Below are 24546 nucleotides of genomic sequence, written 5' to 3'. Positions count from 1 at the left end.
AAATAGAGAAATCCGAATTTGAATGAATTCAAATTCGGATTTCTCACTAATTGAAGCTAGTTATGTCCCAGCCTCTTTTATTCTATTAAATTATCCCGACTATTAATAGAAAAAAGACCATATATAATGTAGTAATTGATGTAATGAGAAAATTTAGAATGTTGAAGAAAAATAATGCAGTAAATAGTAGATTTTCGTATAATTGACTAAAGGGGAGTGGTTTAATATGAATCAGCAAAAAATGCCACCAGCACTATTGCGTTTAATTGTTATTTTTCCAAATGTGCTGAGCTATTTATTATTATTTGGACTTATCTTTTTTGTTATCTCTAATTATGACACGCTAAAAGCTACGGACAACTTAACGGTTTGGCTTATTTTTATTTTTGTTCTTGCGCCGGCTGCTGCCTACACGACATTTAGCATTATTAAGAAAATTCGTGCTGGACAAATGTAAGCAAAAACAACAAGTGTATCCATTAGATAAGCTAATGGATACACTTGTTGGACATTTTAATTCTGAATAAAATAACTCCAATTACAAATAGAACAACAGCTAATATGAAGTAAAAGTTAGTAATTACATTCATTATGTGAAAAGGGGCTTTATGAACAAAAACAGCTTTCACCCAGTGACGATCTTCTTTTACTGCAATTGCAATGGATGTTGATGTCCCTTTTATTTCATAATAATGTGTCTCTTTTGGGTAATAGTTTGAGGCATTTCCGTAATAATTTCCTGTCATATTATTTGGCTTGGTCTTTACTTCTCCTATAATTTTACCAATTTTATTATCTTCAATTAATTCTTCTTTTTTAACTTCATAAACGTTTCCTTTCCAAACGACAAAAGGATAAGCCCAAGATAGTGCTTGCACAGAGGGCGAAATCATAAGTAAAAGTAAAAACGACAACAACGTAATTCGTTTCAAAAAGCACCTCCAATAAGTAATCATTTTATTTTAATTATAAAATAATAAAATGGAAATATTGAATGGATTTGAAAAATCTTTGAAAAGTAAAGTTAATTACACGATTCCTCATTATATTTTCTGAAAACAATTTTTTTAGAAAAATTGACATAATGAAATTAAAAGCGAATAAAATAATTCCATTTAGAGAAACTAAAAATAAATACATAATAAATTTGAAAAGCGGGGTGTTTTTTTGGATCCAACAAATTGCGATTTTTCACCAATGAAACAAACATTAAAGGAAGAGCTTTTGCAGGTCATTATTTCATTACAGCAAAGTGTAGAGGCTATGGATACTAATACAAACTGTCTTTTGGGGAATTTTGAAAAAATAAAAGAGAAATTTGTAACGATTGAAATGAAGGCTGCTACGTTTTATTTGAATTGCTATCTTTCACCGTTTACTGAAAAATATCCTGAGCTTTCGCATAGCGTACAAAATATGTCAAAAAGAAGACACGGCGGACTAATTGTTATTGAACGGGAGGATTCCGTATCATCTATTTTAAAGCCTGGTATTCATATTGGTGCTGAAGTGACGCATTCCTTATTAGAATCTATTTTTTTTCCTGGAAATCCACTGCATGATGGCGCTGTTTTAATAAGCAAAAATTTAATTAAATCAGCAGCAAATGTACTGCCACTTTCTGAGAGATACACAGGGGAAAAAAAATTAGGAATGAGACATCGTGCAGCATTAGGATTAAGTGAAGTCAGTGATGCACTTGTCATGATAGTGTCCGAAGAAACAGGGAGAATTTCTTTTGCCTTTAAAGGAAACTTATATCCAATTACGACGCATGGCATTATATAGTGTGAGCTTCACACTGGATAATATCTTGAATTCGAGATATTATCCTTGCTTATTTATCACTTGCGTGGTAAAGTGATAAATAAGAGGAGGAGGAAGCGATGCGAAAACACACGCTCGGATCACTGACATGGATTCGGATGATGCGCTTTACAAATCAAAGTAATCAGCTATCCAATGATTTTTTAAAGCATTTTGACTTAACGACTGCACAGTTTGATGTCCTAATACAAATAAAGACATTTGCACCGTTAACGCAATCACAGTTAGCAGAGAAAGTGACAGTGACGCAAGGTGGTATGTCTCGGATGCTTGCTCGTCTAGAAAAAGATGGACTTATTGAACGAAAACAAAATTGGAAGACCAAAACAATCTCTCTGACAGCTAAAGGCGAGCAGATGATCGATGAGGCAACACCAAGTCAGCTACAGTTTCAATCTTCATTTTTTGAAGAAGTATTAACAGAAGAAGAAATGAAAACTTTAAATAGACTCATGGCAAAATTAGAAAAGCATAGTCGCGAAAAAAAATTACCACAAGCGTGATTTTTTTTGTGACATCACTTGCTTAGTCAAGTGAAAACGAGGAGGAAACATTTATGAACAAATTAAGCGGACATCATCATATATCAATGCTAACAAAAAACGGCAAACGTAATAATGATTTTTATACAAAAATTCTCGGCCTACGTCGTGTGAAGAAAACAGTCAACCAAGATTCGCCTTCCATGTATCACTTATTTTATGGAGACTTAACAGGAGCTGCAGGTACAGAATTAACATTTTTTGAAATGCCCGTAGCAGGACGAACAGTTCGAGGAACAAATGCCATTACACGTATTGGACTACTAGTTCCAAGCTATGAAAGTCTGCAATTTTGGAAAAATCGTTTTCAAGAATTCGAGGTTGAACATAGTGAAATAACAACTTATGCAGGTAAAGATGCATTGTTTTTTGAGGATCATGAAGGGTTACGAATGGTGCTTTTAAATAATCATGGTCACGAAACACCAGCTCATTGGCAACCATGGGACGGCTCTGATATCCCGGGGGAACATCGCATTTTAGGAATGGGTACAGTTGAAATGACAGTTCGTTACTTGCAACGGACAGTAAGCTTATTAAAAGAGCTATTTAATTATACAGCTGTTATAGAAAGTGAAAAAGAGGCAGTATTGCAATCTATTCCTGGGGAAGTACTTGGAGAAATCGTCGTTAAAGAATTAGAAGGGCCTAGTGAGAAACCTGGTCGTGGTAGTATTCATCATTTAGCACTACGTGTTAGTACAGTGGAGGAATTGCAAGAATGGGATGCCAAAATTAAAGAGTGGGGCTTTGAAAGTACTGGCGTTGTGGACCGTTATTATTTCCAAAGTCTTTATTTTAGAGATCGTAATGGAATTTTATTTGAAATGGCGACAGATGGTCCAGGGTTTACAGTTGATTCGGCAGTAGAGGATCTTGGCAAGGAACTTGATCTCCCACCATTTTTAGAAGAAAAACGTGCAGAAATCGAAGCTATTTTAGAACCACTAGATTAAGGAGAGGATTAATCATGGAAAAATACCGCATTGATCAATCGAAAGGCATTGAATTTGGTCTCTATTCATTAGGGGATCATATTCCAAATCCATTAACAGGCGAACGTATTTCAGCTCAGCAACGAATCCAAGAGCTAGTTGAAGCAAGTCAGCTTGCAGAACAAGCAGGTATTGATGTATTTGGTGTGGGCGAAAGTCATCAATCGTACTTTACTACACAGGCACACACGGTTGTTTTAGGAGCAATCGCACAAGCTACATCAAAAATTAAATTAGCAAGCTCCGCTACGGTACTAAGTGTCTCGGACCCAGTGCGCGTATATGAAGATTTTGCGACGATTGATTTAATTTCAGATGGTCGTGCAGAGATTGTTGCGGGGCGTGGCTCTCGAGTAGGTGCATATGATTTACTAGGCGTTGATTTAAAGGATTATGAAGAAATTTTTGAAGAAAAATTAGAGCTGCTGAAAAAAATAAATGACAATGACCTTGTCACTTGGGAAGGACAATTCCGTGCACCACTTCGTAATGCGCAAATTTTGCCACAACCTAAAAATGGGTCGTTGCCAATTTGGCGAGCTGTTGGTGGACCACCTGCGAGTGCCATTAAAGCAGGCTATATGGGCATTCCAATGATGTTAACGACATTAGGTGGTCCCGCTGTGAACTTTAAGCCATCAGTAGATGCCTACAGAGAAGCAGCAGAGCGAAGTGGCTTTGATCCGAAAGAGTTACCGATTGCTACAACAAGTTTATTTTATGTTGCTGATACGACGAAAGAGGCACTACAAGGGATGTATCCACATTTAAATGGTGGATTCCAAGCAATTCGTGGTTCAGGTTATCCAAAGCAACAATTTGCACAAGCGCCAGATACACGAGACGCCTTAATGGTCGGAAGTAAAGATCAAATTATTGAAAAATTACTATATCAATACGAGCTCTATGGCATGCAACGATTTATGGCACAAATTGATTTTGGCGGTGTGCCATTCGATAAATTAATGAAAAATATCGAAATTATAGGGAACGATATTTTACCTGCAATTAAAAAATATACAGTAAAATAAGGAGTGTTCAGCATGAAAATTGTTGCACTAGCTGGTTCAATTGTCGGCTCAAAAACAAAAACAGCCATCAGTAAGGTGGTTGAAATCATACAAAATAAATATCCAGAGCATGAGGTAGTGTTACTAGATCTTGCTGAATACAAAATGGAGTTTAGTGATGGACGAAATTATTTTGAATATGATGGGGATACAAAATATGTAGCCGAAACAATTATGGCTGCAGATGCACTTGTCATTGGAACGCCAACATTTCAAGCTTCGATTCCGGCAACGTTGAAAAATATTTTTGACTTATTACCTGTCAATGCGTTTCGCGATAAAGTGGTGAGTACAGTTGTTACAGCCGGCACATCGAAGCACTACCTAATGATTGAGCAGCAGTTAAAGCCAATTCTTGCTTATATGAAAGCTCATATCGTTCCAACGTATGTATTTATAGAAGAAAAGGATTTTTTACGGAAGGAAATTGTGAATGATGACGTCTTATTCCGCCTTGAGCGTTTAGCTGAGGATACAGTGATGGTAGCTGATGCGTTTGCAGAAATTCGTGCTAAAAAAGATGCGGAATATGATTTTTAGAGATTACTAATTTAATAAATTTTAGACGCTGTATAAGGGGCAATCTTATACAGCGTTTTTTCGTGCCAATTTTATTTTTAGTTGGACCACTTGAACCATCGAGCATGGCCATCAGGGCGTTCCATTGTCCGTATAGATTCTATTTCTCCTAGATCCATAAAATCTTGATGCAGTTGCATATCAAATAAATTGTTATAGCAATGGTAGAGAGGTCGTTCTATGCTAATCTCTTTTAATTGCTCTATTAATTCAAGGCGTAACTCCATTGGGATTTGATTGGCCACATGTGTATGGTAAACAACTAACATTGCTTCTTCATTAATTTCTCTACTAATATCTTTAATAAGTTTAATGGCATCTCCTTTTATCAGTTGTAAATCGAGCTCTTTTAAAATAGGAAGCGCTTGATTTAACAATAGTCTACGTTCTTGATGCTCTGGCCAAATTAAGGCTTGGAGCCATTGGAGCTCTTCCTCATTATGAATATCAATAGGATTTAAATCGATGCCCACTCGATTACAAACAACTGGTGCATTTGAAATAGAAGTTGGAAGCGGCTGACCCTGATTTTCTGATGACAAAATGAAATCATTATTAGAATTGTTTATGTGAAGCTGTTCATTATAGCAGTAATTGTATTGATCCATCCCAAGTTGAAGCCCTGCACTTGCACCAATTTCTATGAAGGCTAATGGTTTTTTGTGGCGTTCATAAATTTCTGTCATCATCGGATAAAGGTAAGAACAACGGCGAATTTCATTTGTCTGAACAAGTTTTTCTTGAAATAAAGTCTTCAATTCGTCTGAATGAGACAAGACGAATGCTTTAAAAACTGGGTACGCTTCACTTATTCTTTTGGGTGTTGTCGTTAAAGACGGATAAAATTGAACTAAATCATCCTTTGATGATGACAGCAAATACTGAACACTAGCTAATAATAAATTGGGCACAGGTTGTCCTTGAGGTATAAACGCCGCAACTTTTAATAGTTCATCGTCTTCAGCAATCTTATTCACTAAATGTTCGTACAGTGGACTTGAGTTTTCACATTCATTTTTTGCAAAAGTACGAAATTGTTTACTTAATTTGGCTAACATACGATTCTCCCCTTTGTGTAAAAGTAATCGATCTACTTTTTAGTTTATTATTATTGGATAATTTAGTAAATTAAATATAGTTAATGAATTTGATTTGAAACATTAATTGAAGGGGTGAGATTTTGGATTATAAATGGGTACAGTCCTTTGTAGTTGCTGCTGAATTTTGTAATTTCAGAGTGGCCGCAGAAGAGCTACATTTATCGCAGCCAAGTATCACTGTTCATATTCATCAGTTAGAGCAATTTTTGAATGTTAAATTATTTAAACGTGAAAAAAACCGTGTGCAATTAACGGAGGCAGGGCACCTTTTCCTAGTAGAAGCTCAGCAAATCATTTATCAATGGGATAAAAGTATTGAACGTTTTCAGTTAGCGACAAAAGGCATTGAAGAAAAGCTAATTATTGCAATGACTCCCTTAATGGTGGAAACAATATTACCTCATGTAATTTATCAGTTTATCAATGAACACCCGTCCATTGAAATATCGATTCTAGTGGAGGAATCAGCAAAAATTGAGGATTTAATAAGTAGTGATAAGGCACATATTGGTATATCCTTATTGCCAACTCGTTATCGACATTGGGACCAAGAGCTTCTTGTAGAAAGTCCTTTAGAACTTGTTATTCCACTGGATGCTTTCGATGATGAGACGGGAGCTTATATTGACTATGAGGAATTGTTTCAAACCTACACTTTATTTACACACCATCCAACCATTTGGGAGGATTTATTACATAAGCTACAGGAAAAATATGTAGTTACCAAGCAAGTGTCCATATCACAATCCTATGTGGTAAAGCGCTTAATAAAAGATGGGCTAGGTATGTCGTTTTTACCACGGATGATTGTTAGAAGAGAGCGGATGGAAGGTCGGTTTAATATAGTTCCCTTCGATGAATTAGCTTTACCAAGTGTTCCTGTATACCTTTTTTATAAGGATTCGGTCCAAGTTCCAGAAGAGTTAGTATGTTTATTTCAGACGAGGAATTATTTGTGATTGTCAACCATTCTTATTTATTGTACCGTTTTCGTGGTGCTGACGCCTGCATTCGCAGAGTGATGTACTATCAAGATGTTGTAAGAAGAATATACATAAATCTGTTTTTAGAATCCGATTGACGAAAATAGTTAACTAGATCCTAATTAGCTTTTTAATCGATTTTATACAACAGATAATTCCAGACGTAAAAATATTGGACTAGGGTTATCTATTGTCAGGCTGCTAGCAGAAAAATTAGGTAGAGGTGCAACAGCCAAAATAGAAGATGGCATGATTGAGTTTTTAGTATGCTTAAAAAAGAATATGTAATATTGGTAGCTGAGAACCTTATTGCATCTTGGCTATAACAATACATAAAACGTTTATATCGAAAAACTGGATAAAACAATGACATAATCCTTATGGAAGAACAGAGCTGTTTATGGTAATTATAGTATATGTTGTGGTGGTTATGATTATGGCGATCAATAATGATAGTCAAAATGAACAGACTTGGGCTTTTAAGACTTTAACCGCAAAAAAATGGATTTTAAGCTTGTTTAAGAGTGGCTATTTCTACAAAATGCAGAATAGACAAAGTTAATAGTATGAGAAGATAAAAGAATAGGTATAAAAAAATTTGATTTCAAAGGAGGAAACATTGTGAAGAAACTTGATTCTGAATTCAATTTTCTAGAGGATATGTATGAAGATTCTTACTTTCCATCATTTTTAGTAGATAAACTTAAATCTCATATTGTTAATGTAGTACATTTTATTGAGGAGAACACTTATACAATAGAAGAGATTCAAGAAAAATTAGACGAAATGACTATAGCGATCAATGAGCTACAAAATGAGTTTTATGAAAATGACAGTGAAATAGAAACGTTTGCACGGGATTCAATCGGATTAACAGTAGAAAAGATTTTACAATATTTTGAGATTGATATCGATATTGAAGAAGCACTTAGAGAACGAGATTGGTGAAAAATTTGTATGTGATTCTAACTTCCTTCTTTATCAAGGGGTTTTAGAAAGTATTGTTTTTGACATATGATAAGGCTCTATAAGGTTATCATAGTGAGATACTTTTAAGAAAAACGTATGATAAAGAAAGGGTTACCGATTCCTGACCTGCTTGATGTGAAAAAATGTTTTTGTCAAAGGAGAAAAAATTGATGCAGGAAAGTGAAAAAATTATGAACAATGGTTTGTTACAGTAGGTAAGTCGTCATTAATATTTCCTAGTTCATATACCATCGAACATATACTTCATCCTAATGGTAATTACTATTAGCAAAGGATGTAAAATTATAGAGAAGTCTATTCCGTGGTCTCAGAATCATTCGATATGGTTGGAATGTTTGATGGAACATCTGCATCGTAATTAAATTAATGGATGAGATAATTTATAAGAGAGGGTTATATGAGTATATACAAAACACAAATTGGAAGAGAAATGTCACTAAAGCTTTATGATGCTCAATTGAGGAAATTGGAATATTCATGTAAGGATGTTTACGTTCATACTCGTTTCGGAAGAACACATATCATTGAAACTGGCAATTTATCGGGTGAACCATTGTTAGTATTTCATGGAGGGAATAGTACGACTGCCTATAATTTATTAATGTACAGATTCCTGCTTAAGGATTTTCATATCTATGCGGTTGATATTATTGGCCACCCTGGAAAAAGTGATGAGGTTAACCTCTCTCCTCGCAATTATGATTATGGAAAGTGGGCAAGAGACGTTATAACTGCGCTTGGATTTGATAGAATCGCTTGTTTTGGGACTTCGTTTGGAGGCGGAGTTCTGGCAAAACTGATGTGTACAGCACCAGAGAAAGTAAAAAAATCCGTATTAATTGTGCCATCGGGTATTAACAATGCCTTCCCAATCAGTACTGTAAAAATGATGATACCACTACTAAAATATAAACTAACAAAGAACGAAAAATATATAAAAAAAACAGCTTTATTTATGGCTATTAACGAAGAAATTCTTGATAAAGATACTTTGAATATGGTGAAAGATAGTTTTGATCATGTAAAAACAAAAATAGGGATGCCATCCAATGTGAGCGAGCAATTAATGCAACAGTGTAAAGCACCGACGCTTATTATGGCAGCAGAAAAAGATTGTTTATTTCCAGCGGAAAAAGTATTACCAAGAGCCCAAAGAATTATACCAAATAACACGGTTCATATGTTAAAAGGGTGCGGACACATGCATATGATGCCGGAGCGGGAACAGAAAATGATCGTTGATTTTTTAAGTGTTGAGTAACTCTAATTAATGCAGAATTTAATGAACGACTTTATCTTTGCTATAAGTTTGGGAAAAACGTAGATCCATTAAAAGGTTTGATTTTTGGTAGACCAATTCCATTAGAATATAAAGAGTATATTGATATTATTTCTTTGTAAAACGCTATTGAACGGGTTTACTGATTTTTGATACTATGAAGGTATTATTTGGAAGGTGCACTTATGGAGCCCAAAAAGAGTAGCATAAATCCTAAGAAGTTGGATTGTAAAGCTACTCTTGATTATTTACATTTTTGTAAAACTTTCGAAAAGGGCATCTATATATCAGAGGTGAAATTAATGAAAAATATGGCTTTGTGGTTGGAACAAGGTTATTGTTCCAGTCGTTTAAAAAATGCACAACTGCAAACTAAAGGTTTAACACTAGAAATCCCTTTTACTGATGCCTTAAGTGAATACGATATTTGTAGGCTAAAATTGATTGTTGAAGAAGTGAGCGATGATAAACAATACCTGTTGGACTCCGCTATATTAGGTGAAAAATTATCAGAAACAACATATAAAAATGTATCATTTTTGGAAAAGGATTTTATTCGCTATACATATGAAAATGACTTCGAGTTACTTAAAAATAGCGAAAGCGAGGCTATTCAACAAGCTCTAAGGGATGGGGTATTACAAGGGAAAAATTCTTATCTGAAGGATTGTATAGAATTAAACGGAAAATATGATATGAAGATTCAAGTTTTTCGACAAGGAATTCATCAGCCTGTTTTTTTATCATCTGAAGCCCCTCAGTATTTTACGGATTTTGAACAAAAAATTGAAACAATAACGATTTATGTGCTGATATTTAGAAACGCTATTGAAATTCATAAAAACAAAAAGCTTACTAATTCTACTGTTTACGGAAGCTTGGGGAATTTAGGTTTTTTTATGGTCGATCTTAAGCTCTTTAGTGAAATTATAAGCAATGAAGTTGGAAATGGGCCAATTAATCTTGTTGATTTATTTACTACAACCGATTTAGTTGATAAATGTTTTGAAGAAGGTATGCTGATTATTACTTGGGGGATTAAACCTTGGCATTATTATGTTCAAGCGATGAATAATTCAATTATTTTTGATGAATGCATAGTTAGTGGAACTTATAAGATTAAAAAAGAGATAAATGAGTTATCAATTATTCCTGGCGATGAATTGCTTACATGGCCAGCGTGTCTAGAAAAAGAATGGCCTAAAATACAATTGGAAGGTGCTGGTGAAAAAATTGATCTTTCGCTATGTACTTGGTCAGGTGCTCTCGGAAACGAAATGATTCCAATGTATATTCTTCAGAGAAGTGAAGAAAAGGTAGAAAATATCGAACCGATTATTAACTACAGTTTCTTTTAAATAATGGACCTGCGTTAAATGTATATCCTGCAACTATGCAGCTATCAATTGGGAACGGTCGTTTAGCATATAAATTGATATTTAGAAAATCAGCTTTAGTAGAAGATATTGCTGACATATTTGAGTTTGACGAGTACTTGAAGTTTGTAGAAATCAAACAGTTCGGTCACTATACTAACTGGTTTAAAAGTTTATAAGGTTAGGTTTGTTAGTTGAAGAAGAATTTTCATAATATAATCTTAATTTTTTTAGGGCAGCATTATGGAAAGCTCTTTTTTAAAAGCATATGCGAGAAGGTATTAAATCCTTCTTTTGCATATGTTTTTTGTTTTTACAGCGGCTTCAGAAATGTAAAAAGCCTTGAAACTTTAGTTTTTGATTCAGAGACTTCCTTTCACTGGAATTACAACTTAAGTGATTTATAGTATTATTAGTAATAATATGGGTGTGAGCGTTTGGGAGGCTGGATACGGACTATTTCTTGCTAGATGTAAAAGATTGTTTGGCCATGTGCCCAATCACTTTATTGCTATAAATTAGGGGTTCTTAATGAATCAAGAAAAATAATAAATAAGTAGTTACTAAGGAGTGAAGAGGATGTTTATAGAATGTTCTACTCAACTAACAATAAGCGATTTAAACGAAGTAGAAACGAAATTAGGATTTAATTTACCAGAACAGCTAAAAAAACATTATTTACAATATAATGGTGGCGTTCCAGTTAAATCTTGCTATTATGCGCAAGATATTGACCTTGAAACGGAAATTGCCACGTTTTCTTCAATTAAATATAAAAAGAGCTCAAGTTTACTAGAAGAAAACTACCTAGATTTCATAAATAGAGGTGTACTCCCAGAAAAATATCTGCCGTTTGGAAATGATTGGGGTGGTAATTTATTTTGCATGGATCTAGAAAACGGTAGTGTCGTTCTTATCTGGATGGACTTGGGGGAGGTTACGGAAAGATGCATTATTTATCAAACAGCTTTGTAACCTTCATAAATAATCTTGAAAAATGTGAAGATGATTAATTCTAGAAGATGAGTAGGGAAGATGTAAAAACTCTTTTCTTGACAAAATTGTCCCCGTGTAAGGGAGGAAACAATTGCTGGAAGCCCCATCGATAGATTTTGTTATGATGACTGAAAACCTACCTTTAACTCATAAAATATGGGGGTAAAATGAGAACCAAATTTATTGATACAACAGTTGGTGTAATAGATGCTAGAGATGCGTTGATTTTAAAAAAGGTTATAATGGATCGTTATCCAAGAGAAGTTGAACTTTCGTTAAATTTAGCAACAGCGTTGGTATCAAATAATTCTACAGAAGAACGATACATTGATATTTCTTTCAATTTTAAAAATGTAGTCAAGTTTGGACTTTGTAGTTTAGATTATTTTAACGAAAATTTATTGGATACGTGCTTTTGTGAAGCGATTGATTCCGAATTTTTGAATAAGGAAAAGACACTGATTCAAAAGGGATTTAAGCATTATTTTCTTGAATGTTATGATGAAGTTATTGAAGTTGTGGTTCAAGAATACAACCTTATTTTGCCAGATGGAATTAGAATAGCTGGTGAAAAAGAGGATAAGAGCAATTGGTAAGGACAGTTAAGTGAAGAGCTAGAATAAAATCAACGGAGATGGATTTATTTAAATAATGAAAACACGAATTCCAATTTTGATGCCAGAGGGGCTCTAAACGGTTTAGTAATAGTTTGTACATTAAATAGTGATAGTTTAGAGAAGGAAAAAGTGATAATGATTAGCTGGATAATTAGATGATTTTAATATTTCGGTGGAACAGTAGATAATGAAATCATGAAGATAGGTGTAAATTAATATGGGCATTGAGTACAGTTTAGTTCTTGAAGATAAAGAAAAAATTGATTTGGTAATCGAAGAGATATTCTCTGTCCTAAAGTCTAATGAAATGTATGAAGATGTAATTATGGATCAAAAAGTAATTATACTTCCATATGACGATTTTAATTGGAATCGATGGTGTACTATAGAAAATGACAAAGGTGAGATATACATCTGGACTATTGGGAACAGAAGTGTTCAAGAAAGTAAGTTAATAGAGGATGTTTGTAAAGTGATTGTAAACCTAAGTATGCAATATGAGCTGGAAGAGATGTAATAATTACTCTGTATCCTCTTTTTAGACTAGGATTTTCAGCTAGGATGAGTAGGACCTCTTGATTCAGAAAACAGAACCGAATGGCGATGTATGGAAGTAAGAATACTTTGGTAACGGAATGATGTAGCCTGAAAGACGTGGATTAATCTGTAGAAAGTAACTAAATGCAAAGGAGGAAATCCGAATTAAATTATTTGGAAAAATAATATGGAGATTAAAAATAATATATTAGATGAACGAAAAGAAAGTATTATATTTCAGTTAAACAGGAATCAGAATGTTGGTAATGGATGGATTGGTGGAAATGCTCCAGCGTATTTCGACGATAAAAGTGAACTGTTAAGTGCAATTGGATCGGAATATCACTTCTATCTTTGTTTTGTATGTCCGCTAGATAAAAATAATATGATTTCTATCTTTATACCGAAAGAATACGAAAATCGTATTTCAAAAAATATTTATCCAAACTGCTCTTTGTACGTGTTTGAACATCCGGTTTCGAAAGAAAGTATGGATTCTACTTATACTGAATTTGGAATGGTTAAACACTATATATCAGAAGGTATTTTTGTCAGTGATGAACAAGCATTCGATACACCTTTTTTTATTAAATTCGGGGGAATTCCTTTCCTTATCCAAGAAGAAGAATACTATTACACTGAATTAGAAAAAGATAAATATAGCTTCTTATGTCAAATTGATGAGGAAGGTTATCCAGATGGGGTATTCGATTCAAGAACTAGTCTTCCATTTGGGTTTGGCGCTGTGTATTTGTATGCAATTGTGGCGGAGGATTCAATAAAGAATCCGTTAGTAGGATATTGGCAATACTCATAGTTGTTATAAGTGATAGGTTTCAAGCACATGATGTAAAAATATAGAGGAGTCTATTCTCTGGAATATTATCCGTGAAATTGTGTCTGAATCTTTAAAAACCTTTCGACTTTCATTTTTTAAAATTAAAAAAATCCGAAAACATATGTAAAGAAGATGTCATAAAGTCCTTCTTTACATATGTTTTTTGTTAGAAATAGAATTCTAAATTTGGTGTTTTATACCTTATATATAATATAATTGTATAAAACGTTCTGTAATGTTTCGAAGTAGATGCGTTTGGCTAGAACAAAAATGTTTGTTGAGTGGGACTGAAATAAGCATGTAACTGTAAAGCTAGTACAAGGCCCATTTTGCCAAGTAATCTAAGAGAGGCAGAATACCATTGGATTGTGAGTAGCTAGGATGAATTAGGTTATCGTTTAATAGCTAAGTGCTGAGAAAGATGTCTTAAATCACGGCTTCTCGTTTTGGAGTAGCAACAATGTATTAATAAACGAGAGGATTGATCTTTTGTGAAACAAATAGAGGATTCAGTATTTAAATTTATACAGACAATGAATAAATATCCGCAAGAAGAATCCCCAGTTGTAAAGAACGGTGGTGTACGTAAAAGGTCAGAATTAGTAACACTAAAGGTAGATGAAAAAATTTATCTTTCTCCTGAATTGAAGTTTTTTTATGAACATTGCGAAATAATTTGTGATGTTCGTCATGATGGTCACAGGCTAAAAAGCACGAGCATCAATTTAGGGAACGCACCTCTTTATCTTTGGTCTCCTGAAACCCTTATCTATAGGCAAGAGGGATTTCGTTGGATTGGATCGGATCTGAAAGAAGATCCAAAATGGAATCCATTTTGGCTTGTCATTGCAGATATAAATGATGATCCTATCGTGGTTGTAACTGATAGAGAAGGCTCACCGGTTATGGCATCTTATGAATCAGGTGCTCTTTTTCCGATTGCAAATTCTTTTTCTGATTTTCTGGATTATCTCTCCATTACATTAGAATTAATACAGGAAAAGTATAATGGGGAAATAACAGATGACGAATCTTGTGAATTGCTCGAAGGCTTTATAGAAGATTTAAAAGATATGCTAAGTAAGATTAATCATAACGATGAACTTATTGAAAATTATATCGATTGTTTATATGGCTAATAAATCCAAAATTACTTGAGTTCATTTGGAAGTAAAGATTTTGAAACATATTAAGAGAATACGTGAAAAGGGGTGTTGTTAATGAAAGTATATAGATTTGAAAATGACTATGATTATAAAGATTTAACTTTTTTGAATAAGGAAGATGTTCGTCTTTTTTCAACTTTTAAGGGACAGGAAATTACTCTGGATTGGAATGCAGAGGTTTTTGGTATTTCAGAAGATAAACTTGATAAAGGGAAATTGTTAGATTTTGATTCACGTTGTTATGGAGCTACATTTATAGTAAAAAAGAAATTTGAAAAGCTTTTTATTGAGGAATTTTCTGATATTATAGAAACTTTTCCAATAAAAATAAAAGGAATTCCAGAAGAATTTATATATATAAATGTAACGAATGTGGTGGCTGCAATTAATTTTGATGGTTTAGATATCCAAGAATCTCTTGCCATGTTGCGAGAAGAAAACATCAGATTTAATTTAGAAAAAATAGAAAATGAGACTTTATTTAGAGACAGTAAAATTAGCTTTTATTTTTGTACACAAAAATTTAAAGATTTTATTGAAAAAATCGGAATTAATGGATTGTATTTTAAGGAGGTAGGAAGAGCTAAGAGGGAAGCAGAATAGAAAAATGATTCGAAAGTTATATACATAGAAAATAAGAGGGGTATTTAAAAAATGTCAATTGAAGTTATTTTTAATGGTGTGGAAAATGAATCTAATGTGGCCCGTCTTGGCGGATATAGCTTCTTACCTGAAAATTTGGATTGGCCATTAAACCCAGATGGAGATAAATTAACACTTGTATTAAGTTTACCAACGGATTTTCTTAATGAAACTTTACATATAAACTTACCAAAAGAACAGGTGCTATCCGTTTTTACAACGTATAAGAAAGATGATTACTTTTTAGATTCAATCACTTTTCATGGAGATCAAGAAGAGTTGAAAAATATTAAAAAAGGATATACAAAAGTTTTATTACACAAGGCTGGTGATATTCGAAATGAATCAGATTTTCTAATACCAGCACAAAAGTTTATTTTGGGTGAAGAAGTGGATTTAGATTTTGAAGATGTTGATGAAGAAGATTTAGATGATATAGAGATTTACTGTGGTTCGTTGATTGGCGATAAACCATCTCTGTTACAAGTAGAAGAAATGGGTTTGGATGATTATCAATTTTGTCTACAAATTTATGGCGGTGATTTTCCTGAAGGATTCCATGATGTGTTTAGCCTTAGTGACTCGGTCGGATATTTGTTTTTAAATAAAAAAGTTGATCAAAAACATGTAGGTGTTTTTTTTACACAATGTACTTAGAATGATGACTTAAAATTTTATTTTTTATGGAGGGGTAAGATGAATTTTACTAATGATAAAGAGAAAATAGCTCCGTTTTTTTGGGTGGATCATGATAGGGGCTCTGCGTCGTTATGTTTAGATGTTGGGGAATATAAGCAAGAGATTTTTGATACACGATCGGATGAGGGATTTGAAGGAGGAGGTTATGATTGGGAATCCTTGGCGATTGTCTTTCTTGAAGAAAAAATGCCAGAATTAAAAGGTATTGTCAAGTTTGATTCAGAAGCTAGCATGTTTTGTGCTTATTCCTTCGATAAAGAAGCATTAGAGAAGTTTGCTATTTCATTTAAAAATACATGTGAAGATGAATCGACTATTACGGATTTATTTTCTCGTGCAGAATTGGATTGAGGGTGTTCTTTTCATAATGTTTTCTATTTCTACTAAATAATATACTAGGCTTCTAAGTACATTATTTTGTTCAGAAGAATTTAAAAAAGACGCTGAAAAACATAAATTATAAGGCATTACCTTTGTCCCTTCAAATGAAGCAGATGTGTATAAACTTTAGTATTATAGCAATTATTTTTCAGAAACAGCGACTATCAGTCAATTTGTTTAAAAACATTTGTTTGAGAGAGTAGGAGAGATCAAAAGATGGTGTTTTCTCTTTTTAAGAAAAAGAAAGAGCCGCAGCAATTGAAAAATAGAGTAGAGTTTTGTATTACAAACTTATCACTAGGTGCGGCAGATGCCTATGATGTACTAGTTGAAAGATCTGATATCGAAATTGAAGTATCGGGCTGTACATCACATTGTGAAATTTGTGAACAAGGGATCTTCGCCATCGTCAATGGAGAAGTCGTCACTGCAGGTGATGCAGAGATGTTAGTGAAAGCAATTGATGAAGAAATTATACAAAATCCTCTTTATTGAATGAAAACAGCTTGTTAACATAATTCAACAAGCTGTTTTTTACTTTATAGTGAATAGCGGCTACCCCGTTATTTTTACCAGCCACGTACGTATTGTACTGGAGGTGTAACGTCTTCTCCTAATTCCTTGGCAGCATGAAGTGGCCAATAGGGCTCACGAAGAAGAACACGTGCTAGGAAAATTAAGTCAGCACGATTGTTTTGTAAAATTTCCTCTGCTTGAATGGCAGACGTAATAAGGCCGACCGTTCCAGTTGGAATATCAGCACCATGCTTAATTGCTTCAGCATGAGGCACTTGATAGCCTGGAAAAACATTTATATGCGCTTGAACGACACCACCAGTAGAAACATCCACTAAATCAACACTTTGTGATTTCATCCAGCGACTGAAGACGAAAAAGTCATCCATTGTTGTACCATCTTCTGCATAGTCTTCAGCGGAAACACGCACAAGCAAAGGACCTTCCCAAACACTACGAATTGCATCGATGACTTGGCGTAGCAATCGATAACGATTTTCTTGAGAACCACCATACTCGTCATTACGTTTATTCGTTGCTGGTGATAAAAATTCACTAATTAAATAGCCATGTGCACCATGGATTTCGAGAACATCAAAGCCTGCTTTAGCTGCTCGGACAGCTGCTTGTTTAAAAGCTTCTACAACATACTCAATGTCTTCTAATGTCATCTCAGTAGGCGTTTTATAATCATCGCTAAATGCAATGGCTGACGGTGCGAATATTTCGCCATCTACAGTTGCTTTACGTCCCGCGTGACCAAGCTGTATGCCAGTTCTTGCTCCGTACGCCTTCATTCCTTGAACTAATTGACGTAAACCTTCGATATGAGCATCATCCCAAATTCCGAGGTCGTTACTAGATATACGACCTTCTGGTACAACACCTGTAGCTTCGACGATAATTAAACCAACTTGACCAGCAGCCCGAGTTGCATAATGTACTTGATGGAATGGTGTTACAAGCCCATCATTCTGTGCTGAGTACATACACATCGGTGCCATCACAACACGATTTTTTAATGAGATATTTTGTAATTGATAAGGTTCGAATAATTTAGCCAAAATAAAGCCCCCTAATCCCTAGTGATATACTTTATTTTGCACCCATTATTTACTATTTGCAAGTAAACGGGATCGAGCTTCTGCTTCTTTAATACATGCTTCTATCGCTTCATTAAAGTGATATTGTTCAAGAGCCTTTATTCCAGCTTCTGTTGTACCGCCAGGACTTGTTACTTTACGGCGTAATACATCAGGCTCATCGACCGATTGCTTTAGCATTTCTGCAGTACCAGCAAGCGTTTGCGTCATTAATAGTCGTACTGTATCTTTTGGGAGCCCGACTTTTGTACCTACCCGTTCAAATGCCTCCATTAAATAATAAATATAAGCTGGGCCACTCCCTGAAAGAGCCGTTACAGCATGTAATTGATCCTCATTCACCTCAATTACTGAGCCAACCGCCTCTAATAGCTGTAAGAAAGTGGAGCGCTGTTCTGCAGTCACTTTGTCATTAAATGCAATCCCACTTGCAGACATCCCGATCGTAGCGGAAGTGTTAGGCATAACGCGTGCGACTAGACGAGCACCTAAATGTTCTATAATAGTCGCAATAGCGATACCGGCTAAAATAGAGAGAATGGCTGATTGCTCTGTAATTTTAGGTTTTAGCTCACGCATCGCTGCAATGGCATCTTTAGGCTTCATCGCTAAAATGATTAAATCAGCGTTCTGATAAATAGCATCATCAAAATTGCAATTTACACCATATGTGTCGTGTAAAAAATGTAAACGGTCTTTGTCTGAACGATTGGTGACGTAAATTTCTTGCGCTGTAAATACCTTTTGTTTAATCCAGCCCTGAATCAATGCCTCTGCCATAGAGCCTGCACCTATAAATAGTATTTTTTTCATGATAAAACCTCCAGTTTAAAGTCAATTTTGCCTTGGCGTAATTGTAGCTGTAGCTTTGCTTTCGTTACCAAGCATTCTTAATGAAGATAAAAAAAGCGCTCTCGTCCTTATAAAGAAGGACGAAAACGCTGTAGTCTCCGCGGTACCACCTTTGTTTGCCATTTGGCACAACTCATAGCCCTTTTATCGCAAGGGAAACGGTTATGTTTTCATAACTGCTCAGAAGTAGGTTCGGTAATGGGAGTGGGTGATGTTACTTTCAGCAAATGTAACACTCTCTAAGACACCTTCACCAATTACGTACTTGGCTTCATCAACGCATAAAAATAATTAGATTATTCAAAATTATATTGGTAAGACGTCAGCCTGTCAACAGGAGGGTGACGAAAAGAAAAAAAACTTGTAAAATAGAATGAATCAGTGTTCACTAGTTGCATAAAGGGGGAAACAGCTTTTGTCTACATACAAAATAGAAATACCAACACCCTATGATGTAGGAGATGTAAATGCATTTGTTGTCAAAGGCGATGCATTGACAATTTTTGATGTTGGTCCAAAAACAATGGAAGCCTATGACGCGCTAAAATGGGGGATTCGCGCAGCAGGCTTTGACATGCGAGATATTGAACAGGTTGTGTTAACCCATCATCATCCAGATCATGCAGGTTGGGTGGATGCCTTTCCAAACGCAGAAATTTTAGGGCATGCCTATAATGATAAATGGCTTCGTCATGACGAGGATTTTTTACGTTACCATGTGCAGTTTTACAGTGAACGCTTATTTGAGCATGGTGTTCCTCAACAATATATCCAGCCGAGTGTACATGTCCGTCGTGAAATAGAGCTTGTAGGTGAACGACCATTAACACAAATTCTTAACGATGGGGATGAAGTGCCAGGACATCCTGGATTAAAGACTATTGAAACATTAGGACACGCACAAAGTCACTTAATCTTCTGGGATGAAAAAACGCACCATGTAATTGGTGGAGATTTATTGCTTGAAAAAATTACACCAAATCCGTTAATTGAGCCACCACTAGACCGTACATTAGGACGTACGAAATCGTTACTACAATATAATGAATCGCTAGAAATATTACGACGATTACCCGTTAAAACAATGTATACAGGACATGGTGCAGAGTTGCACAATATTCCTGATTTAATTGATAAACGATTAGAACGTCAGCATCAGCAAGCTTTGAAGGTTTGCGAATTATTTGGTGATGAATCATTAACTGCTGTACAAGTAACGAAGCGCTTATACCCAGCAGTTTTTCAACGACAGCTTGGACTGACACTGTCTAAAACGCTCGGATATTTAGATTACTTAGAGGCCAACAATTTGATTACATCTACAAAATCTGAAGAAGGTATTTATTTATTTCATAGAAAGTAGGTGTAAACATGAGCGTGAATAAAAAGACGATCTTCGTTACCGGTGCAACAAGTGGTGTTGGACTGAAAATAACAGAATTATTAGTAGCACAAGGCCATTCCGTTTATGCGACAGGGCGCAATACAGTGGCATTGAAAGCATTAGAACGCGTTGGGGCAAACGTGATCCAAGCTGATTTAACTGATTTAGCTACTATCGACGAAGTATGTGCACAGCTACCGCCTCTCGATGTAGCTATTTTATCTGCCGGGGTAGGTAAATTCGGTATTGCACCTGAATTAACAGATGAAGCTATTAGACAAATGGTAGAGCTAAATGTCAGTGTACCGATATATTTAGCAAAACGTCTTGCAGCGCCTATGATACAACGTCAGCAAGGTCAACTCATCTTCATCGGCTCACAGGCAGGAAAGGTAGCGACACCTAAGGCAAGTGTTTATGCTGCTACCAAGCATGCGATTGTTGGCTTTACAAATGGGCTTCGCATGGAACTAGCTCCGTATAATGTGAAAGTCACAGCGATACATCCAGGTCCAATCGATACACCTTTTTTAGACAAGGCGAGTGATGAAAGTGGCTATCGAGAGTCTTTAGGGAGATTTTTATTAACAGCTGAAGAAGTGGCACAAGCTACGATAAAAACAATCGAGCGCCCTGTTCGTGAGGTTAATTTACCACGGATCATGGGGTTAACAAGCAAGCTATATGCAATGGCACCTGCAACCGTCGAATTTTTATGTAAATCATTTTTTAATAAAAAGTAACGAAAAACTCAAAAAAATAATATTAATCAAACTGTAAACTTACTTAAGTATTTTGATAGAAAGAGCTTGTTTTTCGATAAAAGCCCAAAAAGTTTCGATAAAATGAGATTTTGTTTCGATAAAAGCTCAAAAAGTTTCGATAAAGAGCGATTTTGTTTCGGTAAATCTTCAAAGTATTCCTATAAAAAAGAGTTGTCTCTTGCGCTGAGACAACTCTTTTTTGTATGCCTGGCAAGTCCGTCAACTAATTTATACTATATACATTCATGTTGCGAGTGAAAAATTGTTTTTTCGAGTAAAAATATTCATAGTTTGTACAAGCGCTTAAAGTATTGGAATGACACACTTTTTACAATAAACATAAAAGTCTATTAATTTATAAAAATACACTTGTTTTTATTTTTATAACATGATACTATTCGTGTATAAACTTTTAGTTGAGTGTATAAACATACATATCTTATAGATTAATTGGAGGCGCATTTTTTATGGCAAATAAAAAAGTAGTATTAGCATATTCAGGAGGTCTTGATACATCTGTAGCAATTCCTTGGTTAAAAGAACAAGGTTGGGACGTTATTGCAGTGTGTCTTGACGTTGGTGAAGGTAAGGATCTTGAATTCGTAAAAAACAAAGCTCTTCAAGTAGGAGCAATTGAATCATATATGGTAGATGCGAAAGATGAGTTTGCTGAAGAATATGCATTAATCTCATTACAAGCTCATACTTGGTACGAACAAAAATATCCATTAGTATCGGCGCTTTCTCGTCCATTAATTTCAAAAAAATTAGTAGAAATTGCGAATCAAGTAGGTGCGGACGCAGTAGCTCATGGTTGCACAGGTAAAGGGAATGACCAAGTTCGTTTCGAAGTTTCCATCAAAGCGTTAAATCCTGACTTGGAAGTTTTAGCACCTGTACGTGAGTGGGGCTGGAGCCGTGATGAGGAAATCGAATATGCCATGAAACATAATGTACCGATTCCTGCAACATTAGATTCACCATTCTCTATCGACCAAAACTTATGGGGCCGTGCAAATGAAGCGGGCGTAATGGAAGATCCATGGGTATCTCCACCTGAAGAAGCATACGGTTTAACAGTTTCTGTTGAAAACGCTCCAGATGAAGCGGAATACGTTGAACTTGAATTCGTTGCTGGTAAGCCAGTAGCTTTAAACGGTAAGGAAATGAAGCTTGCTGATTTAATTCAAGAGCTAAATGCAGTAGCTGGTGCACACGGTGTTGGTCGTATCGATCACGTAGAAAACCGATTAGTTGGTATTAAATCTCGTGAAGTATATGAAATTCCAGGAGCAAAAGTGCTATTAACAGCTCATAAAGAGCTTGAAGACTTAACACTTGTAAAAGAGTTAGCGCACTTTAAGCCAGTCATTGAGAAAAAATTATCGGAATTAATTTATGATGGTTTATGGTTCTCTCCATTACGTGTAGCACTGGAATCATTCCTAGCTGAATCACAAAAATTTGTGAACGGAACTGTGCGCGTGAAGCTTTATAAAGGTCATGCGATCGTGGAAGGACGTAAATCCCCAAATTCACTATATAGTGAAAAACTTGCAACATACTCTAAAGAAGACCAATTCAACCATGCTTCAGCAGTGGGCTTCATCGAACTATGGGGTCTGCCAACAGTGGTTAACTCTTCTGTAAATAAATAAAAATTAATTTTGACAAGCAAGGTGTAGTATACACTTATGCTGTACTGCACCTTTTCAAAAAGAAATGAAGGAAAAGGTGAGCTGTTATGACAAAACTTTGGGGCGGACGTTTCCAAAAATCAGCAGAAGCATGGGTGGACGAGTTCGGCGCATCGATTGGCTTTGACCAACAGCTTGTTCTAGAAGACCTTGAAGGTAGCGTTGCGCATGTTACGATGCTTGGTGCAACAGGAATTTTATCAGCAGCTGACGTAGAGACAATTCTCGATGGACTTGCACAATTACAAGAGAAAGCTATCGCAGGGGAGCTTGAATTTACTGTTGCTAATGAGGATATTCACTTAAACCTAGAAAAAATGCTCATTGATTTAATTGGTCCTGTTGGCGGTAAACTTCACACTGGTCGTAGCCGAAATGACCAAGTAGCAACAGATATGCATATTTTCTTGAAAAAACGTGTGAAGGAAGCAATCGGTTTAATAGAGACATTCCAAAAGACATTGCTAGAAAAGGCAGAGGAGCATGTGGAAACTATTGCTCCAGGCTATACACATTTACAACGTGCACAACCAATCTCATTTGCGCATCACTTAATGGCCTATTTCTGGATGTTAGAGCGTGATAAACAACGTTTTATGGAGTCACTTAAACGTATCGATATTCTGCCTTTAGGTGCAGGTGCCATGGCGGGCACAACTTTCCCAATCGACCGCTTAAAATCCGCTGAGCTTTTAGGCTTTAGCGAGGTATATGCAAATTCTATGGATGCAGTGAGTGATCGTGACTTTATCGTTGAGTTTTTAAGCAACTCATCTTTATTAATGGCGCATTTATCTCGTTTTGCAGAGGAAATTATTTTGTGGTCGACAGATGAATTCAAATTTATTGAATTAGATGATGCCTTCTCAACAGGATCTTCTATTATGCCACAAAAGAAAAATCCTGATATGGCGGAGTTAATTCGTGGGAAAACAGGGCGTGTTTACGGGAACTTAATGGGCTTATTAACAGTTCTTAAAGGAACGCCGTTAACATACAACAAAGATATGCAGGAAGATAAAGAAGGTATGTTCGATACAGTCCACACAATTCTTGGTTCATTAAAAATCTTTGAAGGTATGATTCGCACGATGACTGTCAATACAGAGCGTTTGCACCAGGCAGTACACTCTGACTTCTCTAATGCTACGGAGCTTGCAGATTATTTAGCAACAAAAGGTATGCCTTTCCGTGAAGCACATGAAGTGACAGGAAAACTTGTATTCACATGTATTCAAAAGGGCATCTACTTATTAGATTTACCTCTTGAAGACATGAAAAAAGAAAGTGAACTTATCGAAGCGGATATTTACGATGTATTAGCACCTGAAGCTGCCGTTCGTCGTCGTCATTCATTAGGTGGTACAGGATTTGATCAAGTAATCATCCAAATCGAAAAGGCAAAAGCTTGTCTAATTTAACAATTATTTTAGCGTGCATGTCCTTGTGACTTTTGCATAGATATTCATTAAAGCTGTCCAGTGAGGCACTATGATAAACCATTTTCCTTTTTCGTTAGAGCCAGAGGGTGAAACGCAAAAGAGCCCCTTACATAGGTGAAGGACAATCCCCAATTCTGGAGACGCGGAATTGGGGTTTTTGTGTCATTAAAT

28 protein-coding genes are annotated in these 24546 nt (G+C 35.5%); 24 read left to right on the top strand and 4 right to left on the bottom strand.

Features of this window, described 5'->3' with window-relative positions:
- The first annotated feature begins 226 nt into the window (after window positions 1-226).
- Window positions 227-457 carry an acyl-phosphate glycerol 3-phosphate acyltransferase gene (locus tag ABNX05_RS20830; RefSeq protein ID WP_349661459.1) on the top strand — a complete coding sequence of 77 codons (231 nt, stop codon included), beginning with the start codon at window positions 227-229 and terminating at the stop codon, window positions 455-457.
- 31 nt (window positions 458-488) lie between these two features.
- Here ABNX05_RS20830 and ABNX05_RS20825 read toward each other — a convergent pair whose 3' ends face one another.
- Entirely contained in the window at window positions 489-932 is a 444-nt protein-coding gene (locus tag ABNX05_RS20825; protein WP_349661458.1) for a hypothetical protein, read from the bottom strand.
- 235 nt (window positions 933-1167) lie between these two features.
- Between ABNX05_RS20825 and cdaS the strand changes: the two genes are divergently transcribed.
- The 5 genes from cdaS (at window position 1168) to ABNX05_RS20800 (ending at window position 4974) form a co-directional block, all read left to right on the top strand.
- On the top strand, window positions 1168-1788 hold the full coding sequence (cdaS, locus tag ABNX05_RS20820) for a sporulation-specific diadenylate cyclase CdaS (RefSeq protein WP_349661457.1): 621 nt from the start codon (window positions 1168-1170) through the stop codon (window positions 1786-1788).
- 98 nt (window positions 1789-1886) lie between these two features.
- Window positions 1887-2330 (top strand): MarR family winged helix-turn-helix transcriptional regulator, encoded by a 444-nt coding sequence (locus ABNX05_RS20815; protein ID WP_349661456.1) that lies wholly within the window; start codon window positions 1887-1889, stop codon window positions 2328-2330.
- A 53-nt stretch (window positions 2331-2383) separates the two neighbouring features.
- On the top strand, window positions 2384-3325 hold the full coding sequence (locus tag ABNX05_RS20810) for a ring-cleaving dioxygenase (protein ID WP_349661455.1): 942 nt from the start codon (window positions 2384-2386) through the stop codon (window positions 3323-3325).
- A 14-nt stretch (window positions 3326-3339) separates the two neighbouring features.
- Entirely contained in the window at window positions 3340-4395 is a 1056-nt protein-coding gene (locus tag ABNX05_RS20805) for an LLM class flavin-dependent oxidoreductase (RefSeq protein ID WP_349661454.1), read from the top strand.
- A 12-nt stretch (window positions 4396-4407) separates the two neighbouring features.
- The gene (locus tag ABNX05_RS20800; protein ID WP_349661453.1) at window positions 4408-4974 is read left to right on the top strand and encodes an NADPH-dependent FMN reductase; all 567 of its coding nucleotides are present in this window, start codon (window positions 4408-4410) and stop codon (window positions 4972-4974) included.
- A gap of 77 nt (window positions 4975-5051) precedes the next feature.
- Here ABNX05_RS20800 and ABNX05_RS20795 read toward each other — a convergent pair whose 3' ends face one another.
- Window positions 5052-6071, bottom strand: a complete 1020-nt coding sequence (locus ABNX05_RS20795; protein WP_349661452.1) for a DUF2332 domain-containing protein — start codon at window positions 6069-6071, stop codon at window positions 5052-5054.
- Window positions 6072-6193: 122 nt separating this feature from the next.
- Between ABNX05_RS20795 and ABNX05_RS20790 the strand changes: the two genes are divergently transcribed.
- The 14 genes from ABNX05_RS20790 (at window position 6194) to ABNX05_RS20725 (ending at window position 17112) form a co-directional block, all read left to right on the top strand.
- A complete protein-coding gene (locus ABNX05_RS20790) occupies window positions 6194-7072 on the top strand; it encodes a LysR family transcriptional regulator (RefSeq protein ID WP_349661451.1) in 879 nt (292 codons plus the stop codon).
- Window positions 7073-7717: 645 nt separating this feature from the next.
- Window positions 7718-8044, top strand: a complete 327-nt coding sequence (locus tag ABNX05_RS20785) for a DUF5713 family protein (protein WP_349661450.1) — start codon at window positions 7718-7720, stop codon at window positions 8042-8044.
- 439 nt (window positions 8045-8483) lie between these two features.
- Window positions 8484-9347: an alpha/beta fold hydrolase gene (locus tag ABNX05_RS20780; protein ID WP_349661449.1), complete on the top strand. Its 864-nt coding sequence runs from the start codon at window positions 8484-8486 to the stop codon at window positions 9345-9347.
- Between the two features lie 203 nt (window positions 9348-9550).
- The gene (locus tag ABNX05_RS20775; RefSeq protein ID WP_349661448.1) at window positions 9551-10723 is read left to right on the top strand and encodes a hypothetical protein; all 1173 of its coding nucleotides are present in this window, start codon (window positions 9551-9553) and stop codon (window positions 10721-10723) included.
- Between the two features lie 35 nt (window positions 10724-10758).
- Window positions 10759-10920 carry a hypothetical protein gene (locus ABNX05_RS20770; protein WP_349661447.1) on the top strand — a complete coding sequence of 54 codons (162 nt, stop codon included), beginning with the start codon at window positions 10759-10761 and terminating at the stop codon, window positions 10918-10920.
- 400 nt (window positions 10921-11320) lie between these two features.
- On the top strand, window positions 11321-11716 hold the full coding sequence (locus tag ABNX05_RS20765) for an SMI1/KNR4 family protein (RefSeq protein ID WP_349661446.1): 396 nt from the start codon (window positions 11321-11323) through the stop codon (window positions 11714-11716).
- 188 nt (window positions 11717-11904) lie between these two features.
- Complete coding sequence (locus ABNX05_RS20760; RefSeq protein WP_349661445.1) at window positions 11905-12333, top strand: hypothetical protein; 429 nt, start codon at window positions 11905-11907, stop codon at window positions 12331-12333.
- Between the two features lie 238 nt (window positions 12334-12571).
- Window positions 12572-12871: a hypothetical protein gene (locus tag ABNX05_RS20755; RefSeq protein WP_349661444.1), complete on the top strand. Its 300-nt coding sequence runs from the start codon at window positions 12572-12574 to the stop codon at window positions 12869-12871.
- 207 nt (window positions 12872-13078) lie between these two features.
- Window positions 13079-13708, top strand: coding sequence for a hypothetical protein (locus ABNX05_RS20750; RefSeq protein WP_349661443.1), 630 nt, complete (start codon window positions 13079-13081; stop codon window positions 13706-13708).
- A gap of 512 nt (window positions 13709-14220) precedes the next feature.
- On the top strand, window positions 14221-14868 hold the full coding sequence (locus tag ABNX05_RS20745) for a hypothetical protein (RefSeq protein ID WP_349661442.1): 648 nt from the start codon (window positions 14221-14223) through the stop codon (window positions 14866-14868).
- 81 nt (window positions 14869-14949) lie between these two features.
- Complete coding sequence (locus ABNX05_RS20740) at window positions 14950-15498, top strand: hypothetical protein (RefSeq protein WP_349661441.1); 549 nt, start codon at window positions 14950-14952, stop codon at window positions 15496-15498.
- A 51-nt stretch (window positions 15499-15549) separates the two neighbouring features.
- Window positions 15550-16194, top strand: a complete 645-nt coding sequence (locus tag ABNX05_RS20735) for a DUF1963 domain-containing protein (protein ID WP_349661440.1) — start codon at window positions 15550-15552, stop codon at window positions 16192-16194.
- Window positions 16195-16233: 39 nt separating this feature from the next.
- Complete coding sequence (locus tag ABNX05_RS20730; protein WP_349661439.1) at window positions 16234-16587, top strand: immunity 51 family protein; 354 nt, start codon at window positions 16234-16236, stop codon at window positions 16585-16587.
- Window positions 16588-16833: 246 nt separating this feature from the next.
- Window positions 16834-17112, top strand: a complete 279-nt coding sequence (locus tag ABNX05_RS20725; protein ID WP_349661438.1) for a YuzB family protein — start codon at window positions 16834-16836, stop codon at window positions 17110-17112.
- 74 nt (window positions 17113-17186) lie between these two features.
- Here ABNX05_RS20725 and namA read toward each other — a convergent pair whose 3' ends face one another.
- Window positions 17187-18197, bottom strand: a complete 1011-nt coding sequence (namA, locus tag ABNX05_RS20720) for an NADPH dehydrogenase NamA (protein WP_349661437.1) — start codon at window positions 18195-18197, stop codon at window positions 17187-17189.
- A gap of 45 nt (window positions 18198-18242) precedes the next feature.
- Window positions 18243-19049 carry a pyrroline-5-carboxylate reductase gene (proC, locus tag ABNX05_RS20715; protein ID WP_349661436.1) on the bottom strand — a complete coding sequence of 269 codons (807 nt, stop codon included), beginning with the start codon at window positions 19047-19049 and terminating at the stop codon, window positions 18243-18245.
- A 454-nt stretch (window positions 19050-19503) separates the two neighbouring features.
- Between proC and ABNX05_RS20710 the strand changes: the two genes are divergently transcribed.
- From ABNX05_RS20710 to argH, 4 genes are all read left to right on the top strand, one after another.
- Complete coding sequence (locus ABNX05_RS20710; protein ID WP_349661435.1) at window positions 19504-20451, top strand: MBL fold metallo-hydrolase; 948 nt, start codon at window positions 19504-19506, stop codon at window positions 20449-20451.
- Between the two features lie 8 nt (window positions 20452-20459).
- Entirely contained in the window at window positions 20460-21215 is a 756-nt protein-coding gene (locus tag ABNX05_RS20705; protein WP_349661434.1) for an SDR family NAD(P)-dependent oxidoreductase, read from the top strand.
- Window positions 21216-21703: 488 nt separating this feature from the next.
- Window positions 21704-22894 (top strand): argininosuccinate synthase, encoded by a 1191-nt coding sequence (locus ABNX05_RS20700; RefSeq protein ID WP_079562025.1) that lies wholly within the window; start codon window positions 21704-21706, stop codon window positions 22892-22894.
- A gap of 86 nt (window positions 22895-22980) precedes the next feature.
- Window positions 22981-24354, top strand: coding sequence for an argininosuccinate lyase (gene argH / locus ABNX05_RS20695; protein WP_349661433.1), 1374 nt, complete (start codon window positions 22981-22983; stop codon window positions 24352-24354).
- Window positions 24355-24546 lie beyond the last annotated feature (192 nt).

The organism is Lysinibacillus zambalensis (assembly GCF_040183165.1).
Taxonomy (GTDB): Bacteria; Bacillota; Bacilli; order Bacillales_A; family Planococcaceae; genus Lysinibacillus; species Lysinibacillus zambalensis.
The sequence above is the reverse complement of the archived record's forward strand: the minus strand, read 5'-3'. Positions and strand labels throughout refer to the sequence as shown.

Coding starts and splice junctions, on each gene's coding strand:
- ABNX05_RS20740 (WP_349661441.1), top strand. CDS start 14,950: ATGAAAGTATATAGATTTGAAAATGACTATGATTATAAAGATTTAACT.
- ABNX05_RS20815 (WP_349661456.1), top strand. CDS start 1,887: ATGCGAAAACACACGCTCGGATCACTGACATGGATTCGGATGATGCGC.
- ABNX05_RS20765 (WP_349661446.1), top strand. CDS start 11,321: ATGTTTATAGAATGTTCTACTCAACTAACAATAAGCGATTTAAACGAA.
- ABNX05_RS20830 (WP_349661459.1), top strand. CDS start 227: ATGAATCAGCAAAAAATGCCACCAGCACTATTGCGTTTAATTGTTATT.
- ABNX05_RS20755 (WP_349661444.1), top strand. CDS start 12,572: ATGGGCATTGAGTACAGTTTAGTTCTTGAAGATAAAGAAAAAATTGAT.
- ABNX05_RS20705 (WP_349661434.1), top strand. CDS start 20,460: ATGAGCGTGAATAAAAAGACGATCTTCGTTACCGGTGCAACAAGTGGT.
- ABNX05_RS20730 (WP_349661439.1), top strand. CDS start 16,234: ATGAATTTTACTAATGATAAAGAGAAAATAGCTCCGTTTTTTTGGGTG.
- ABNX05_RS20800 (WP_349661453.1), top strand. CDS start 4,408: ATGAAAATTGTTGCACTAGCTGGTTCAATTGTCGGCTCAAAAACAAAA.
- proC (WP_349661436.1), bottom strand. CDS start 19,049: ATGAAAAAAATACTATTTATAGGTGCAGGCTCTATGGCAGAGGCATTG.
- ABNX05_RS20795 (WP_349661452.1), bottom strand. CDS start 6,071: ATGTTAGCCAAATTAAGTAAACAATTTCGTACTTTTGCAAAAAATGAA.
- ABNX05_RS20775 (WP_349661448.1), top strand. CDS start 9,551: ATGGAGCCCAAAAAGAGTAGCATAAATCCTAAGAAGTTGGATTGTAAA.
- ABNX05_RS20760 (WP_349661445.1), top strand. CDS start 11,905: ATGAGAACCAAATTTATTGATACAACAGTTGGTGTAATAGATGCTAGA.
- ABNX05_RS20700 (WP_079562025.1), top strand. CDS start 21,704: ATGGCAAATAAAAAAGTAGTATTAGCATATTCAGGAGGTCTTGATACA.
- argH (WP_349661433.1), top strand. CDS start 22,981: ATGACAAAACTTTGGGGCGGACGTTTCCAAAAATCAGCAGAAGCATGG.
- ABNX05_RS20750 (WP_349661443.1), top strand. CDS start 13,079: ATGGAGATTAAAAATAATATATTAGATGAACGAAAAGAAAGTATTATA.
- ABNX05_RS20810 (WP_349661455.1), top strand. CDS start 2,384: ATGAACAAATTAAGCGGACATCATCATATATCAATGCTAACAAAAAAC.
- ABNX05_RS20735 (WP_349661440.1), top strand. CDS start 15,550: ATGTCAATTGAAGTTATTTTTAATGGTGTGGAAAATGAATCTAATGTG.
- ABNX05_RS20725 (WP_349661438.1), top strand. CDS start 16,834: ATGGTGTTTTCTCTTTTTAAGAAAAAGAAAGAGCCGCAGCAATTGAAA.
- ABNX05_RS20805 (WP_349661454.1), top strand. CDS start 3,340: ATGGAAAAATACCGCATTGATCAATCGAAAGGCATTGAATTTGGTCTC.
- ABNX05_RS20770 (WP_349661447.1), top strand. CDS start 10,759: ATGCAGCTATCAATTGGGAACGGTCGTTTAGCATATAAATTGATATTT.
- ABNX05_RS20780 (WP_349661449.1), top strand. CDS start 8,484: ATGAGTATATACAAAACACAAATTGGAAGAGAAATGTCACTAAAGCTT.